The sequence below is a fragment of the Candidatus Stoquefichus sp. SB1 genome (genome assembly GCF_001244545.1).
Classification (GTDB): domain Bacteria; phylum Bacillota_I; class Bacilli_A; order Erysipelotrichales; family Coprobacillaceae; genus Stoquefichus.
Map to the genome: position 1 here is coordinate 612,298 of NZ_LN852696.1, position 15,660 is coordinate 627,957.

General features: G+C 32.4%; 17 protein-coding genes. 13 read left to right on the forward strand and 4 right to left on the reverse strand.

Annotated elements, in window-relative coordinates; genetic code table 11:
• Nucleotides 1–19: 19 nt before the first annotated feature.
• The 5 genes from BN1865_RS15430 (at nt 20) to BN1865_RS15450 (ending at nt 6,435) form a co-directional block, all read left to right on the forward strand.
• Entirely contained in the window at nt 20–1,306 is a 1,287-nt protein-coding gene (locus BN1865_RS15430; RefSeq protein ID WP_050638151.1) for a PTS sugar transporter subunit IIC, read from the forward strand.
• Nucleotides 1,299–2,027 carry a ChbG/HpnK family deacetylase gene (locus tag BN1865_RS15435; protein ID WP_050638152.1) on the forward strand — a complete coding sequence of 243 codons (729 nt, stop codon included), beginning with the start codon at nt 1,299–1,301 and terminating at the stop codon, nt 2,025–2,027. Before BN1865_RS15430 ends, BN1865_RS15435 begins: the two co-directional genes overlap by 8 nt.
• A gap of 81 nt (nt 2,028–2,108) precedes the next feature.
• Nucleotides 2,109–3,236, forward strand: coding sequence for a GGDEF domain-containing protein (locus BN1865_RS15440; protein WP_050638153.1), 1,128 nt, complete (start codon nt 2,109–2,111; stop codon nt 3,234–3,236).
• Nucleotides 3,237–3,481: 245 nt separating this feature from the next.
• Entirely contained in the window at nt 3,482–4,915 is a 1,434-nt protein-coding gene (locus BN1865_RS15445) for a 6-phospho-beta-glucosidase (protein WP_050638154.1), read from the forward strand.
• A gap of 116 nt (nt 4,916–5,031) precedes the next feature.
• Nucleotides 5,032–6,435 carry a glycoside hydrolase family 1 protein gene (locus BN1865_RS15450; RefSeq protein ID WP_050638155.1) on the forward strand — a complete coding sequence of 468 codons (1,404 nt, stop codon included), beginning with the start codon at nt 5,032–5,034 and terminating at the stop codon, nt 6,433–6,435.
• A 14-nt stretch (nt 6,436–6,449) separates the two neighbouring features.
• Here the strand turns inward: BN1865_RS15450 and BN1865_RS15455 are convergent, their stop codons facing one another.
• On the reverse strand, nt 6,450–6,995 hold the full coding sequence (locus BN1865_RS15455; RefSeq protein WP_050638156.1) for a TetR/AcrR family transcriptional regulator: 546 nt from the start codon (nt 6,993–6,995) through the stop codon (nt 6,450–6,452).
• 159 nt (nt 6,996–7,154) lie between these two features.
• On the opposite strand from BN1865_RS15455, the gene BN1865_RS15460 reads away from it, so the two are divergent.
• The 5 genes from BN1865_RS15460 (at nt 7,155) to BN1865_RS15480 (ending at nt 10,359) form a co-directional block, all read left to right on the forward strand.
• Nucleotides 7,155–7,421, forward strand: a complete 267-nt coding sequence (locus BN1865_RS15460; RefSeq protein ID WP_050638157.1) for a hypothetical protein — start codon at nt 7,155–7,157, stop codon at nt 7,419–7,421.
• A 126-nt stretch (nt 7,422–7,547) separates the two neighbouring features.
• The gene (locus BN1865_RS15465; RefSeq protein ID WP_050638158.1) at nt 7,548–8,528 is read left to right on the forward strand and encodes an asparaginase; all 981 of its coding nucleotides are present in this window, start codon (nt 7,548–7,550) and stop codon (nt 8,526–8,528) included.
• Nucleotides 8,518–9,393: a DMT family transporter gene (locus tag BN1865_RS15470; protein WP_050638159.1), complete on the forward strand. Its 876-nt coding sequence runs from the start codon at nt 8,518–8,520 to the stop codon at nt 9,391–9,393. Before BN1865_RS15465 ends, BN1865_RS15470 begins: the two co-directional genes overlap by 11 nt.
• Complete coding sequence (locus tag BN1865_RS15475; RefSeq protein WP_050638160.1) at nt 9,383–9,928, forward strand: uridine kinase family protein; 546 nt, start codon at nt 9,383–9,385, stop codon at nt 9,926–9,928. Before BN1865_RS15470 ends, BN1865_RS15475 begins: the two co-directional genes overlap by 11 nt.
• Before the next feature lie 44 nt (nt 9,929–9,972).
• Entirely contained in the window at nt 9,973–10,359 is a 387-nt protein-coding gene (locus tag BN1865_RS15480; protein WP_232780418.1) for a hypothetical protein, read from the forward strand.
• 11 nt (nt 10,360–10,370) lie between these two features.
• On the opposite strand, the gene BN1865_RS15485 is transcribed toward BN1865_RS15480, so the two are convergent.
• On the reverse strand, nt 10,371–10,949 hold the full coding sequence (locus BN1865_RS15485; RefSeq protein ID WP_050638162.1) for an ATP-dependent Clp protease proteolytic subunit: 579 nt from the start codon (nt 10,947–10,949) through the stop codon (nt 10,371–10,373).
• 296 nt (nt 10,950–11,245) lie between these two features.
• On the opposite strand from BN1865_RS15485, the gene gap reads away from it, so the two are divergent.
• On the forward strand, nt 11,246–12,262 hold the full coding sequence (gene gap, locus BN1865_RS15490) for a type I glyceraldehyde-3-phosphate dehydrogenase (RefSeq protein ID WP_050638163.1): 1,017 nt from the start codon (nt 11,246–11,248) through the stop codon (nt 12,260–12,262).
• A 106-nt stretch (nt 12,263–12,368) separates the two neighbouring features.
• Here the strand turns inward: gap and BN1865_RS18475 are convergent, their stop codons facing one another.
• Nucleotides 12,369–12,536, reverse strand: coding sequence for a hypothetical protein (locus tag BN1865_RS18475; protein WP_157844079.1), 168 nt, complete (start codon nt 12,534–12,536; stop codon nt 12,369–12,371).
• A 2-nt stretch (nt 12,537–12,538) separates the two neighbouring features.
• Entirely contained in the window at nt 12,539–13,990 is a 1,452-nt protein-coding gene (locus BN1865_RS15495) for an ISL3 family transposase (protein WP_232780323.1), read from the reverse strand.
• A gap of 269 nt (nt 13,991–14,259) precedes the next feature.
• Here BN1865_RS15495 and BN1865_RS18480 point away from each other — a divergent pair, with 269 nt between their 5' ends.
• Both BN1865_RS18480 and BN1865_RS15500 read left to right on the forward strand, forming a co-directional pair.
• Complete coding sequence (locus BN1865_RS18480) at nt 14,260–14,493, forward strand: hypothetical protein (RefSeq protein WP_157844080.1); 234 nt, start codon at nt 14,260–14,262, stop codon at nt 14,491–14,493.
• A 360-nt stretch (nt 14,494–14,853) separates the two neighbouring features.
• Entirely contained in the window at nt 14,854–15,633 is a 780-nt protein-coding gene (locus BN1865_RS15500; RefSeq protein ID WP_050638164.1) for a ZIP family metal transporter, read from the forward strand.
• Nucleotides 15,634–15,660 lie beyond the last annotated feature (27 nt).

The following is a 15,660-nucleotide window of genomic DNA, read 5'->3' on the forward strand; positions in this document are numbered from 1 at the left end:
TAAAGAGAGAGGGAAAGAAATGGAAACTTTAACAAATGTATTAGAGAAGTTTTTGATGCCTATTTCATCATGGGTATCACGTAACAAATCATTACAGGGAATATCAAAAGGATTTATGAGAATATTGCCAGTAACGATTTTAAGTTCATTGTTTTATTTAATTGCCAATTTTCCAGTTACAGCCTGGACAGATTGGTTAGCAAGTTCAGGTATAGGAAATTATATTTTAATTCCTTATAATGTTACGATGGGGTTGTTTGCTTTGTATGCTGCTTTTGCAGTCGCATATAGTTATGCACAAAATGAAAAATGTGATGCTCTGTCTTCTGGAATTATTTCACTTATCTGTTTCTTGGTTTTAACACCTTATGCAACAGATGTTGCTGGGGCGTTGTTTGCTGAAGGTGATTTGGCTTATAGTTTTGGTTGGTTAGGATGTAAAGGCTTATTTGTTGCGATGATCGTTGCCATTGTCGTTGCTAAGGTTTATTGCTTATTTGAGAAAAAGGGTTGGACATTTCATATGCCTGAAGGTGTGCCACCTTATGTTGAACAATCATTTGCTTCATTAATTCCTGGCTTTATTTGTGCTGGGGTATGTGGCATTATTGCTTATGCATTTAGTATGACATCATTTGGTAATATTCATGAATTGATTTATCATTATTTACAAATCCCTTTAACAGCATTAGGTGGATCTATTTGGGGATATTTGATTGCAACTGTTTTGATTCAACTTTTATGGTGGTTTGGAATTCATGGTTTCAATGTTGTTATGGGAGTTATGATGCCTATTTTCCTAGGAATAGATATGGCAAGATTGGCTGGCGAAACAACCAATCCAATTGGTATGAGTTTGATGACCGTTGTTGGTCAATCAACAATTTGCTGTTGTATTATTATGTTGTTTTTCTGTAAGTCTAAACAGTTAAAACAGATTGGAAAGATTGCAACACCTGCTGCTATTTTCAATATTGGTGAACCAATTGTCTTCGGTGTACCAAATGTTTTAAATCCATATATGTTTATTCCAACAGTTCTATTAGTTCCAATTGTGACAAATTTGTTTTTCTATTTTGGTTTTGTCAGTGGCATTGTGACACCATTATCTGGGGCACAAGTTTCTATGCAGGTTCCAGTTGTTCTTTATGGATTGGTTCAAGGAAATTGGATGGTTGCTTTATGGCAAGCATTAGCAATTCCACTAGGGGTTATCTTGTTCTTACCATTTTATAAAATGTATGACAAAACACTGGTTGAAAAAGAACAGATGACTGAAAATCAAAAGGCTGATATCAATGTCTAAAAGACTAATTCTTAATGCTGATGATTTTGGTTTGACATCAGGAATTAATTATGGCATTTTACATGCCTATCTTCATCACTCTATTTCATCTATCAGTTTAATGGTGAATGCACCTCAAACATTAGAAGCGGTTGAAATCATAAAAAGATATCAAATAAATTGTGTTGGTATTCATGTCAATATAACACTTGGAAAACCAGTATCTGCTCCATGTGATGTTCCTTCCTTAATTAATGAACATGGATATTTTCATCAATCAGATTGGTGGTTTCAAAATCGTGCTCAAGAAGATGAATTGATACGTGAATTTGATAATCAAATCCAACTTTTTGAAAAATTGACTGGTCAAAAACCTAATCATATCAATTATCATCATCGTTATGATTTTTATCAATATTATCCGGCTTTAGTAAAACATCTTTTTGAAAAATATCAATTACCCATGCGTTTAGAAAGAGATTATGCTGATTATCCATATGAATATGCTTTAAATCAGAGCTTCTTTATAGATACACAAGGAAAACTCATTGATTATTTGACTGCTGATTTCATTGAGATGCCTTGCCACATTGGTTTTGTTGATCAAGATATCATGGAGTTAAGCAGTCTTAATCTTCAGCGTATGAAAGATAGTTATCTGGTTAATTCTCAGGCATTTCAATTAGAATATCAACAAATGGGATATCAACTCGTTGGATGGGATATGATTAAAAATAAATAACTATAATAAGAGGATTTGTTATCCTTTTGTTATAGTTCTTTTTGTATAATAAAAGAATAATTTAAGAAGGAGCGACTCATTATGTCATATATTTGTAATCTGATAGACTATCATTTCAAAGAAAAGGCTATGTTAAAAGACAATGCACAAGAAATAGAAAAATTGAATCAAAGAATGTTATATAGAACTTTGTTGGTTGCTGTTATGTGTTTTATTGTTTTGTTTACCCTCTCTTTGTTTGTTGAAAGTTATAAAGATTATCATGAAATTTATATCGTGCTGATTTTAACAATGAGTTGCTTTGACCTTTTTGTTCATAAAGTGAATTTCCAGATTCCTTCTATTTACTTTCTGTATTTTGCGTATACTATTGCTGTAAGTTATGCAACATATTCCAGTGCAATTATGGCACCAGATTATATATCTGTTTTTATTTTGGCTTGTCTTTTTGCCATGCCAATTATTGGAATTGATGCAAGCTGGCGTGCCTGCTTTGTTGAAATCTTTTTGGGTATATTTTATCTGCTCATTGTTTTCTATTATAAGGTTGGAGGTTTATTTGCTGATGAATTGATTAATGTTTGCATGTTTACTTTTTTAGGTTTGTCTTTTGGAAGTTCATTACGAAAAATCCGAATTGAAAATCTTGAAATGCGTAGACTTGATATGATACGTGAAAATATCGATTCTTTAACCCAGACACTAAGTCGTCGTAAGTTATTCACAGATTTAAGTGAATATAAAGACTTAGATAAGTTAAATCAGTTGATTGGTATTATTATGATTGATATTGATAACTTTAAAATATTTAATGATACTTATGGTCATGTTGCCGGTGATAAATGCTTACGCGAAATTGGAAAATGCTTTAATCAAATTGGACTGATTAATGATATGAAGTTTTATCGTTATGGCGGTGAGGAATTTGTTGGATTGATGTATCATGGAACAAAAAATGAAATGATAACATTATGTGAACAGATTAATCATGCTATATTTGATTTAAAGATTCCCAATGAACAGATAGATTATCATTATGTGACAATAAGTGCTGGATTGATTTTGGTTGATGAGAGGTACGCTTCACTTCCCTATGATAAATGGATTACGCAGGCAGATATTGCTTTATATAAAGCAAAAAGTGAAGGAAGAAATAGAGTCGTTGTTTATCAGGATGGAATGATGATGGGAGATAAGATAAAAGTTTAAAGATATTCAGATAAAAGAATCTTAAAATGTGAATAGATAAGAATGATGAGTCATTCAAGAAACAGACGAAAGATAATGGATAAGAAATTATCTTTTTTGTTGTTTATAGATGAATGTTTTTTTAATGCTGGATATGTGATAAAGATAAAATTTGATTGTATGAAATGGTTAAAAATACAAAAAAAGATAAGGCAAGATTATATTTTTCGTAGTATAATATAAACATAAGTAAAGGAGGAAAAAATATGGCATTAAGAGAAGATTTTTTATGGGGAGGAGCGATTGCTGCGCATCAGGCCGAAGGAGCTTGGCAGGAAGGTGGCAAAGGTGTCAGCTGTACTGATGTAGAAACAGCAGGAGATAATGTGACTGGAGCACCACGTCGCTTAACTGATGGAGTTCTTCCAGGAGAAGATTATCCTAATCATGTAGGAGTGGATTTTTATCACCATTATAAAGAAGATGTCAAATTATTTGCAGAAATGGGATTTAAATGTTTTAGAACTTCAATCGCATGGACAAGAATTTTTCCAAGAGGTGATGAAGACAAACCAAATGAGGAAGGTTTAAAATTCTATGATGATTTATTTGACGAATGTCATAAATATGGAATTGAACCTGTCATTACATTATCACATTTTGAAATGCCTTGGGCTTTAGCAAAAGAATATGGTGGTTTTACAAATCGTTCTGCCATTGATATGTTTGTTAAATTTGCGAAAGTCTGCTTTGAAAGATATCAGCATAAAGTCAAATATTGGATGACTTTTAATGAAATTAATAATCAGGCAGATGTCAATCAACATAACTTAATTCAAGAAGGAGCCGTGCTATTAAAAGAAGGTGATGATGCTGAATATTTAATGTATCTATCAGCTCATTATGAATTGGTTGCTTCCGCTTTAGCTGTGAAAGCTGCTCATGATATTAACCCTGATTTACAAGTAGGTTGTATGATTGGGATGAATGCTGTTTATCCAGCTTCACCAAAACCAGAAGATGTAATGAATGCTTTAGGGGCTATGCATCAAAAATATTGGTATGTAGAAGTTCATGCAAGAGGTCATTATCCTCAACATATCTTACGTAAATTTGAAAGAAAAGGTTATGATTTCATTACTGAAGAAGATAAAGTTGCATTGGCAGCTGGAAAAGTAGATTATATTGGTTTTTCTTACTACATGTCTTTTGCAACTGAATATCATGGTCATAATGAAAAAACATTTGATTACATACCAGAAGACTTTGTCAGAAATACTTATTTGAAAGCATCTGACTGGGGTTGGCAAATTGATCCATTAGGATTACGTTGGGCTTTAAACTGGTTCTATGATCGTTTTGAACTTCCTATGATGATTGTTGAAAATGGTTTTGGTGCATTTGATAAAAAAGAAGCAGATGGAACAGTTAATGATCAATATCGTATTGATTATTTAAGATCACATATTCAAGCAATCAAGGATGCTGTTGATTATGATGGTGTTGATTTATTAGGTTATACAATGTGGTCACCAATTGATATTGTGTCAGCATCAACTGGTGAATATGATAAACGTTATGGTTTTATCTATGTGAATTATAATAATGCTCATGAAGGTGATTTTTCAAGAAGTAAGAAAAAATCATTTGACTGGTATAAGAAAGTTATCGCTACCAATGGTGAAGACTTATCAGATTAGTGCCTAGTGGGCACTTTTCTTTTTATTTCTCATTTTGAAAATGCATTTCATATCATGAAAAAAGTGAAATCATCATTTCATCTTCATGTATACTGATATTACGAGGTGAAAACATAATGAAAAAATTAAGAAAAGATTTTTTATGGGGAGGAGCGATTGCAGCTAATCAAGCTGAAGGAGCTTATCTTGAAGATGGTAAAGGTGTGAATGTTACTGATGTTTCAAGAGGTTTAATGTATGAAGCAGATGAAAAAGTTATTGAAGGAAAATATTATCCATCACATGAGGCTATTGATTTTTATCACACATATAAGGATGATTTAAAATTAATGAGTGGTATGGGGTTTAATTGTTTTCGAACAAGTATCTCATGGGCTAGAATTTTTCCACATGGTGATGAGACAGAACCTAATGAAGCAGGACTACAATTTTATGATGATATGTTTAATGAAATGTTAGAATTGGGAATGGAACCAGTTGTAACGATTTCTCACTATGAAACACCACTTTATTTATATGATACTTATGGTGGTTGGGAAAATAGAAAATTAATTGATTTCTTTGTTCACTATTGTGAAGTGCTTTTTGAAAGATATAAACATCAGGTCAAATATTGGATGACATTTAATGAAATTAATAATGTGCATACAATTCCTTTTGCTGCCGCAGCAATCAAGCCAGAGAAAACGAATCATCCTATGCAATGTAAGTTTCAAGCCGCACATAATATGTTTGTTGCCAGCAGTAAAGTCAATAAACTCTGTCATGAAATGATACCTGAAGCTCACATTGGATGTATGTTATCATTAAGTGGTGTGTATCCCAATACATGTAAACCAGAAGATGTTTTAGGTGCCTATAATTTAAGAAGACGTTCATTGTTTTTTAGTGATGTTATGATGCGTGGTTATTATCCAAGTTATGCTGATCGCTGGTTTGAAGAATATGATGTTCATTTAGATATTCAGCCAGGTGATTTAGAAATTATGAAAGAATATCCAAGTGATTATCTAGGTTTTTCTTATTATCGAACAACAACATATAAAGAAGGTATGCCTATATTAGGACATACTGGTGGTATTGTTGGTGAAAAGAATCCTTATTTAAAGGAAACACCTTGGGGTTGGCAAATCGATCCTGTCGGTTTTAGATATGTATTAAATGAATTATATGATCGTTATCAAAAACCTTTATTTGTCGTAGAAAATGGTATGGGAAATATTGATGTTTTAGAAAATGAAACAGTTAATGATGATTATCGTATAGATTATTTAAGAGAGCATATCAAAGCGATGAAAGAAGCCGTTGCTGATGGGGTGGATTTGATTGGTTATACTTATTGGGGACCAATTGATATTGTCAGTGCAGGAACAGGAGAAATGAAAAAACGTTATGGTTTTATCTATGTGGATAAAGATAATGATGGAAATGGAACTTTAAAAAGATATAAGAAAAAATCATATGACTGGTATAAAAAAGTTATTGAAAGTAATGGAGAAGATTTAGATGAGATGGTTTAAAAAGAACCATCTTTTTAAATGATGGTTCCTTGATGAATAAGTCTTGATAATGTTTTGACATAATCTTCCATTGATTCAAAATTAGGATTTTCTAGCCATTCCCTCAATAACATAATAAATCCTCCAATATAAATATTTAAGCTTCTTTCAATTTCTGCAGAAACAGCGTATTCTTGAGTTAATTCCCTTAAAATAACTCTTTTGACTTCATGATAAAAATCAAAAGAAAAATCTTGATTTGCTAATACACAATATGTTTCATAATCATTTTTAAGAATATCAATGGTTTTATTTAATAATAAATCAATCTTATCAACTAATAATGTTTCCTTATGTTTTTCAGTAAAGTGAATTAACTGGTCTAGAAAATCTCTTTGAAAACTTTCCCATAAATCAAGAGTATCTTTATAATGAGCATAAAAAGTTCCACGACTAATATTTGCAATCTGAATAATATCAGTCACAGTAATTTTGCTCGCTGGTTTCACTTTAAGCAATTGAATAAATGCATTTTTAATAGAGACTTTAGATTTGATTGCATTACGATATTCTGTACGCATAATTTTCCCCCCCAATACTATACAATTTTTATGATTTTATCTAAAATTAAATAAATCTTAACAGATTGCATATTGTTGTTTTATTTTCTTAACATTATAATATAAATAGAATAGAAAAGGTATAGTTTTTATAAAAAATACCTGAAAGGAGGGAGTTTTATGACAAATTGGAGTCTCATGAATCATCGTTTACAAGGTATCACATTAAAGGTTTTTAAACGAATCTGTCGTAGTCATGATATAGTGATAGGAGATGGTGATTTAAAAATTATTCTTCGTATCATTAAAAATAATCCTTATCCAGTATTGAATGATGAATATACTCCAATTCTATTATTTGAAATTTCAAAAGAGACGAATGAGAAGACATGTCATGATTTCAAACCAATAATTGAACAAAAATATTTAATTCATGAAATAGAATAATGGAGGCTTTATGAGCAAGGATGATTGGTAGAAGGGCACTTTTTTAAAAATGAGAAAAGTGTCCTTTTATGTTGTGTATAAAAATACAAAATGATAGAATAACAAGAGTATGAAAGGATGAGAAACATGAAAACAATTGCAATTGTAGCGACTGGCGGAACTATTGCTGGAACAGGAAAACAGGGAAAGACTGTTGCTTATCGTGCTGGTGAAATGAATGTTGATGAGATTATTCAGTCAATTCCAATGATTCAGGATATAGCCAATATTAAAGAATATCAATTAATGAATATTGATAGTAATGAAATGAATCCACAAAGATGGATAGAATTATCTCGTATTATTAATGAAATTGTTCAAGATGAACATATTGATGGGGTTGTTGTTACACATGGAACTGATACATTAGATGAAACAGCATATTTTTTAACATTAACAATTCATAGTGCAAAACCAGTTGTCATGACTGGAGCTATGCGTCCAGCTACAGCAACCAGTGCGGATGGACCATATAATTTATATCAGGCTGTTTGCTTAGCGACACATGAAGAAGCACACCACCAAGGTGTTATGGGGCTTTTTTCAAATACAATTTATTCAGGAAGAGATATTCAGAAAGTGAATAATTATAAAATAGATGCTTTTGATCAGAAGGCTTTTGGCTGTTTAGGTTATATGCAGGACCATGAAGTTTATTTCTTTTCCAAAACATTCAAAACACATACATTGAATTCTCTATTTTCAAAATCTTCATATCATGATTTACCATCAGTTGGTATCGTTTATTTTTATGCTGGTGCATCATGTCAGTTATTATATGATATGGCTAAAAATCATCATGGTATTATTTTAACGGGGTCAGGTAGTGGTAATTATAGTGAGGAATGGTTATCAGCAATTAATGATTTATCATCTCAAGGAATTATTTTTGTACGTTGCTCACGTGTTGCTCAAGGGATTGTTTTTGATGATGATATTTTTGATCCACATCATTATTGTATTTCAGGGAACACTCTTACTCCCCAAAAAGCAAGAGTCCTCTTGATGTTAGCATTGACACAAACAACCAAACGTGAAGAGATAAGGAAGATTTTTAATGAATACTAAACAAAAAGGGATTGTCTTTACAGTCATTTCTACTATTATATTTGGTATTACGCCAGCGATTGGAAAAATGACATATGCAATGGGAAATAATGGTATTCAACTTGCTTTTTTAAGACATTTATTTGTTGTACCTCTATTTTTATTAATTGTTTTCTATCAGCAGGTCTCTTTAAAATTAACCAAACAACAATTAAAAGATGTGATAAAAGTAGGTTTTTTTGGAAATACGTTGACTGTTGTTTTACTTTATTCATCTTATAGTTATATTGGAGTGGGAAGTGCAACTGTTCTTCATTTTCTTTATCCACTATTTGTATGTGTTATCAATTTCTTGTTTTATCAGCAATCCTTAAATAAGAAACAGATTGTCTGTTTAATAATAGCAATTATTGGGATTTTATGTTTTATAGATTCGTCCTCATCATCTTTGATAGGTTTTCTTTGTGCTATTTTTTCAGGTGTTTTCTTTGCTTATTATATGATTGGGATGGATCATTCCACAATTCGTTATATCAATCCATATGTTTTTAACTTTTATTTAGTTGCTATGAATGCCATAATTATCTTTATATTTGCATTGATAACCCATAATCTTTCAATGATGCCTATTGAAGGATATTTGCTAGCTATGATTGTAGCCGTTTTTACATCACTGATAGGTGTTGTTCTCTTTCAAAAAGGAATCTGTTGTTTAGGAGCATCTTTAACAGCCATTCTTTCGACTTTAGAACCGATTACAAGTATTATTGTAGGAATGATTTTTTTAGGTGAAAGTTTGACAATTATGAAAATGATTGGATGTGGCTTAGTTCTTATTTCAACCTTTATTCTTGTAAAAGCACAAGGAGGCAGTTATGAAAATTGATGAACTTGTTTTTCAATTACAACAAGCAGAAAGTTTTATATTGGCGATTGATGGTATGTCAACTTCTGGAAAGACAACATTAGCAACTCAATTGCAAGAACAATTAGGTGGACATGTATTTCATATGGATGATTTCTTTTTACCGGCTGAAAAAAGAACACCGCAAAGACTTGCCGAGCCTGGGGGAAACGTTGATTATGAAAGATTTTTAGAAACTGTTTTAAAACCATTAAGTCAAAAACAGACAGTAAGCTATCAGCCATTTGATTGTTCAGTTATGGCATTAGATAAAACAGTGCATAAAATTTCATATCATCCCTACAATATTATAGAAGGAAGTTATGCATTGCATCCAGAACTCTTGCCTTATTATACTCATCAAGTTGTATTAAGAATTGATTCTAAAACTCAGCTTCAAAGATTACAAAAACGTAATCCTAAACAAATGAATCAATTTATAGATATGTGGATACCATTAGAAAATGATTATTTTACTTATTATCATATTTTTGAAAAGTATCCAGTGATTGATTGACGACATATTCTTTGATTGGATTCATATAATATATGGGTGAGAAAATGATTTTAAATGAAAATGAAGTGAAAACTTGTTTAGAATATGGATTAAAGCCATTCTTAAATAAATATTCAATATTTATAAAAGAATCCCATTTGGCGATTCGTGATTTTATTGAAATGCAGGCTGTGGTTGCTTATCAGGAACATGTTTTTGATATGAGTGCGACATTTGCATTGTCATATCAAGATGGTCGGTTGGGATTTGAAAAGGTGACAGGGAAAGTTGAATATTTATTTTTACAATTAGGTTTATTAAGTGCTTTGAAACAAATGATCCATGATGAACATTTATTATTTAAGGATGATGCCTGTTATTATCTTTGTGATTTACCTATTGAAAATCTTTTTATTGAAAATAAGCATTTATGTATTGAATTAAAAAAGTAAGCAATTGATGCTTACTTTTTTAAAACTTCATCTATAAGACCGTATTCTAATGCATCATAGGCATTCATAAAATAATCACGATCAGTATCTTTTTTAATACGTCGTAATGGTTGACTGGTCATTTCTGAAAGCAGACGATTTAATTTCTCTTTTTGCTTTAAAATGTGTTTTGTTGTGATTTCTATATCGCTTGCTTGACCATTTGTCCCACCTAGTGGTTGATGAATCATGATTTCACTATTTTCTAAAGCATATCTTTTGCCTTTTGTTCCAGCTGCTAATAAAAATGCACCCATACTTGCAGATAGTCCAATACTAATTGTTGAAACATCACATTTAACAAAATTCATTGTATCAAAAATAGCTAAACCAGCTGATACACTTCCGCCTGGAGAATTAATATACATGTCAATATCAGCATTAGGATCGAGTGATTCTAAATATAAAAGTTGGCTGACAATTGAACTCGCCATTTCATCATTGATTTCTCCACATAACATGATAATACGATCTTCTAAGAGCCTTGAAAATATGTCATAAGCATATTCTTTTGAATGTTTTTTTAAAATAACTGTTGGTATAAAGTTCATAAATGTTGACCTCCATAGTTCATTATAGAGTCTTTTGAGATGATTATTCATTAAATAGATGAGTTTGTTAACTTCTTATGATGAAAACACAATATTTGTAAAAAAATTATAACGATATTGGAAAAATGTGTTTATTTCAACAAAAGAGATGTAGGAAAAAGTCTTTTTGTGTTTGGAAGAGGTTACATTCATATCCATGTGAATTTTTTTATATAATACTTACAACTTTTATTGATTTATTTTGGTTTGTAGACTATAATAGAGGCATAAAATAAATCAAGGAGGATGTCAGAGAAATGGCAGTAAAAGTAGCAATTAACGGTTTCGGACGTATTGGACGTCTAGCATTTAGACAAATGTTTGGTGCTGAAGGATATGAAGTAGTCGCAATTAACGATTTAACTGATCCAAAAATGTTAGCACATTTATTAAAATATGATTCAGCACAAGGGAGATATGCTTTAGCAGATAAAGTAGAAGTTAAAGAATCTTCTATCGTTGTAGATGGAAAAGAAATCGAAATCTACAAAGAAGCAGATGCTTCTAAATTACCTTGGGGAGAATTAGGTGTAGATGTTGTTTTAGAATGTACAGGATTCTATGTATCTAAAGCAAAATCTCAAGCTCATATTGATGCAGGAGCTAAAAAAGTTGTTATTTCTGCACCAGCAGGAAATGACTTACCAACAGTTGTATTTGGTGTAAACGAAGGTATCTTAAAAGCTGATGATACAATTATTTCAGCAGCTTCTTGTACAACTAACTGTTTAGCACCTATGGCTAACGCTTTAAATAACTTAGCTAAAATCAAATCTGGTATCATGTTAACAGTACATGCTTATACTGGTGACCAAATGGTATTAGATGGACCTCATAGAAAAGGTGATTTAAGAAGAGCACGTGCTGCTGCAGTTAACATCGTACCTAACTCAACTGGTGCTGCAAAAGCAATCGGATTAGTTATCCCTGAATTAAATGGAAAATTAATTGGTTCAGCTCAACGTGTACCTGTTCCTACAGGATCTACAACTATCTTAACTTCAGTTGTTGAAGGTGAAGTAACAGTTGAAGAAGTTAATGCAGCTATGAAAGCAGCAGCAACTCCATCATTTGGATATACTGAAGAACAATTAGTATCTTCTGATATCATTGGAATCAACTATGGTTCATTATTCGATGCAACTCAAACTATGGTTAAACCATTAGATAATGGAACTACTGAAGTTCAAACAGTTGCTTGGTATGACAACGAAAATTCTTATACTTCTAACATGGTTAGAACTATTAAATATTTCGCTGAATTAACTAAATAATGCAATGAAAAGGGGGTAATCTAAAATAACTTGGGATTTCGTGAATCTCATCTATCAAATAAAGTGGGGCTTAACTGACCCCACTTTTTTGTATAGACTTTTTTAATTAGAATCGTTCATTGGATTTTTCTAAAATCTTATCTACTTTTGAAGATATTATCATGATTCTTCTATACATATTACTTATGTCTTCCAGTATTTCTTCCAGAACTTCATCTTCTTCAAGAATCCTATTCTCATCGTCCTCCAGAATAAGCTTGTATGTCTTTATCATTATTATTTGTCCTCCTTTTTTATAATATTGAGATAATAGGTTGTATCACTGTTAAGTGAAAATAAGATTTTGTTTCTGAAACGTTCCCAGTTCAGGTATCCATTTGATGCATGTTTGATCAGCTTGATGCTTTTATTGCGGTTCTCTACAATCGCAGTATTCATCTTTCTGTTTTTCTCCCTGTCTACAATCATAAAGGAATTGATGATTTCCTGCTTCCATCTTGTCAGAGTGTTGGCGAACTGGCTCATCTCTTCTATAGGACAGCACCTGAAGTCGATAATGATTTCTTCCAGTTTTTTCTTTGCGTCTTCATAATGACACTGTCTGTAGAAACGGGTAACACTGTCCTTAAGGTCATAGGCGATATCAAGTTCTCTGTCATACTTCACCATATAATCAAACAGATCATAATAGTTGTAGTATCCTTCCAGTCTTCTGTTGTATCTCTTTTCCTCATTGGGATCAAATATTCTGTTGTCAGTTGAGATGAACATCCAGTTAAATTTTTTAAGCACATAGTAGTGTCTGGATGCTTCCTCGTATATATATTCCTCTTCTTTTGTAAGGCCGATATTCTTCTTTTTTTGTTGAAGTTCCCTGATCTGTGTCATGTACTTTTTCTGAGCTGATATTCTGACTTTATCCATTCTTCGCCCCAGTTCCTGAACAACATGAAACTTGTCGATACAGCAGCTTGCATTGGGAAAGACGTGTCTGGCAACAATCCTGTAGGTTTCCCACATGTCAAACGAACAGTACAGCACCTTTTCACGCTCTTCTCTGGGAATAAGCATAAAGTAGCTGATCAGGTCATCCTTTTTACGTGTTGGCAGGACATCAACAATCTTCTGGTCAGTACAGTCAACCAGCACACAGACAAATTTGCTTTTATAAGTCTTGAATGCATAAACCTCATCAATACCCAGACATGCAGGAAGAGGTCTCCTGGAAATACGGACATGATCATCAAAGATATTGATGACGGAGGTTACTGAAACATGATAACGCCTGGCAACAGATGTGAATGTTTCATTGGGAAGCTTAAGATCTCTGAGGATATTGGATACAGTCGCTACAGAGATTCTGGAACTTCCAAATACAAAGGGATTGTGTTCAAAGAATGTTTTGTGACAGTGAGGACAGCGATATCTTCTGGCTTCGTATATGATAAAGCACTGGGAATAATTAAGAACGGAATGAATAATCTTTTTTTGAGAATAATCCTTAATTTTATCAGTCATCTGACCACATACAGGACACTGATGATATTTGACATTCAGTCTGATGCAGATGTAAATTCCATCTGACTGATGGGTGATTCTGAATTCCTGAATATCATCTTTTTCAAGATTGAAGAACTTGAGAATATCATTTTCGGAAATAATAGGCATAATGGTAGTATTGAGCAGTTCACCATCTTCCAAAAGAGGTGGTGCATCGATAGCCTTCATATAAAAATCTCCTTTCATCTTGTTTCTAAGACAAAAGTAACATAGAAAAAGGGAAAGGCATACAAAAGTCATGTGGGAAAATAGAAAAGACAAGGATGATTTCTGCGGTTCATCCAGCATAAGGTTATGTATCTAAGGGGGATATCGTGATATTTATGGATGAGAAAAAAGCGATGAGAGGAATAAGTGAACTGAGAATAATTGACAGATGAACAGATAACAGAGAAATCGGCAATTGAATAGGGAATCATTTCCTGAATAAGAACTGCATGAGTCACACCGCAATCAGTGCATTGAACTCTCAGTATTCTGATAACAATATCTCTATTGAAGAAATCAGTATGACGATCATAGTAGGCATGAAAAGTCCAGCTGTGGGAATGACAACTGGAGCACTCAATTTTATTGAAGTTGATGCTTCTAATCAATCTGTCATAAACAAACTGATTGAAAGGCTTGATTTTTTTGTGAGTTTGAATTATTATCATAGTGTTCTTCAATAGGACAGGATAAATAATCAAACTTTGGTCGGGGCGATTGTTTATCCATTTTCTTTCTGTAAATTTTATAAAATAATCATATAATGATTTAGAGAAAATATAAAGAGAAAGAACCCCATAGAAATGAAAAGAAGAAACAATATAAAAAGAAAAGGCACCCCAATAAATTTGAGTGCCAGTAAAAACCCCAGAGATATTTAATTACTCGAAAAGGGCACATAGGTGCTCTTTTTTTGATAAAATCATCATTTTTAATGAAATATGCAAGGGAAAGGACAATAAATTCTTTTCTTTTGCATATTTTTTGACCAATGAAAAAAGTTATAGTATGATAAGAAAAAAGAAATGAAAGGAGGAAAAAACATGGATACATCAATTGTATTAGGTTTACTCATTCCTTTTTTGGGAACAACATTAGGATCAGCCTGCGTCTTTTTTATGGCACGTAAGATGAGCACACTTATTCAAAAGGTTTTATTAGGTTTTGCTTCTGGTGTTATGATTGCAGCGTCAGTTTGGTCATTGTTGATTCCGGCTATAGATATGTCAGCATCTTTAGGAAAATTTGCATTTATGCCAGCAGCAGTTGGTTTTTTGTTGGGAATTGCTTTTTTACTTATTTTAGATCATACGATACCTCATATGCATTTAGATAACGAGGTTGAAGGTAAGCAGGCACATTTGAAAAAAACAACGATGTTGGTTTTGGCAGTAACGCTTCATAATATTCCAGAGGGGATGGCTGTAGGTGTTGTATTTGCTGGAGTTATGATGGGAAATAGTGAAGTTTCTGTGATGGGGGCTATGGCACTAGCGATTGGGATTGCTATTCAGAATTTTCCAGAAGGAGCCATTATATCGATGCCATTGAGAAGTGAAGGAATGTCAAAAAGAAAAGCATTTCTATATGGAACAGCTTCTGGGATTGTTGAACCAATTGGTGCTTTTATCACAATTTTGTTATCTAAATTAGTTGTTCCTATTTTGCCATATTTATTAGCATTTGCTGCTGGAGCAATGATGTATGTTGTTGTTGAAGAACTGATCCCTGAGGCGTCTGAAGGTGAACATTCTAATATTGCAACAATAGGATTTGCGATTGGATTTGTTGTGATGATGGTTTTGGATGTGGCATTAGGCTAGTAAGTTATGCTATAATAGATGAAGATA

Excerpts from the sequence above, each read along its gene's own strand:
- BN1865_RS15430 (WP_050638151.1), top strand. The coding sequence starts at position 20 with ATGGAAACTTTAACAAATGTATTAGAGAAGTTTTTGATGCCTATTTCA.
- BN1865_RS15435 (WP_050638152.1), top strand. The coding sequence starts at position 1,299 with ATGTCTAAAAGACTAATTCTTAATGCTGATGATTTTGGTTTGACATCA.
- BN1865_RS15440 (WP_050638153.1), top strand. The coding sequence starts at position 2,109 with ATGTCATATATTTGTAATCTGATAGACTATCATTTCAAAGAAAAGGCT.
- BN1865_RS15445 (WP_050638154.1), top strand. The coding sequence starts at position 3,482 with ATGGCATTAAGAGAAGATTTTTTATGGGGAGGAGCGATTGCTGCGCAT.
- BN1865_RS15450 (WP_050638155.1), top strand. The coding sequence starts at position 5,032 with ATGAAAAAATTAAGAAAAGATTTTTTATGGGGAGGAGCGATTGCAGCT.
- BN1865_RS15455 (WP_050638156.1), bottom strand. The coding sequence starts at position 6,995 with ATGCGTACAGAATATCGTAATGCAATCAAATCTAAAGTCTCTATTAAA.
- BN1865_RS15460 (WP_050638157.1), top strand. The coding sequence starts at position 7,155 with ATGACAAATTGGAGTCTCATGAATCATCGTTTACAAGGTATCACATTA.
- BN1865_RS15465 (WP_050638158.1), top strand. The coding sequence starts at position 7,548 with ATGAAAACAATTGCAATTGTAGCGACTGGCGGAACTATTGCTGGAACA.
- BN1865_RS15470 (WP_050638159.1), top strand. The coding sequence starts at position 8,518 with ATGAATACTAAACAAAAAGGGATTGTCTTTACAGTCATTTCTACTATT.
- BN1865_RS15475 (WP_050638160.1), top strand. The coding sequence starts at position 9,383 with ATGAAAATTGATGAACTTGTTTTTCAATTACAACAAGCAGAAAGTTTT.
- BN1865_RS15480 (WP_232780418.1), top strand. The coding sequence starts at position 9,973 with ATGATTTTAAATGAAAATGAAGTGAAAACTTGTTTAGAATATGGATTA.
- BN1865_RS15485 (WP_050638162.1), bottom strand. The coding sequence starts at position 10,949 with ATGAACTTTATACCAACAGTTATTTTAAAAAAACATTCAAAAGAATAT.
- gap (WP_050638163.1), top strand. The coding sequence starts at position 11,246 with ATGGCAGTAAAAGTAGCAATTAACGGTTTCGGACGTATTGGACGTCTA.
- BN1865_RS18475 (WP_157844079.1), bottom strand. The coding sequence starts at position 12,536 with ATGATAAAGACATACAAGCTTATTCTGGAGGACGATGAGAATAGGATT.
- BN1865_RS15495 (WP_232780323.1), bottom strand. The coding sequence starts at position 13,990 with ATGAAGGCTATCGATGCACCACCTCTTTTGGAAGATGGTGAACTGCTC.
- BN1865_RS18480 (WP_157844080.1), top strand. The coding sequence starts at position 14,260 with ATGAGTCACACCGCAATCAGTGCATTGAACTCTCAGTATTCTGATAAC.
- BN1865_RS15500 (WP_050638164.1), top strand. The coding sequence starts at position 14,854 with ATGGATACATCAATTGTATTAGGTTTACTCATTCCTTTTTTGGGAACA.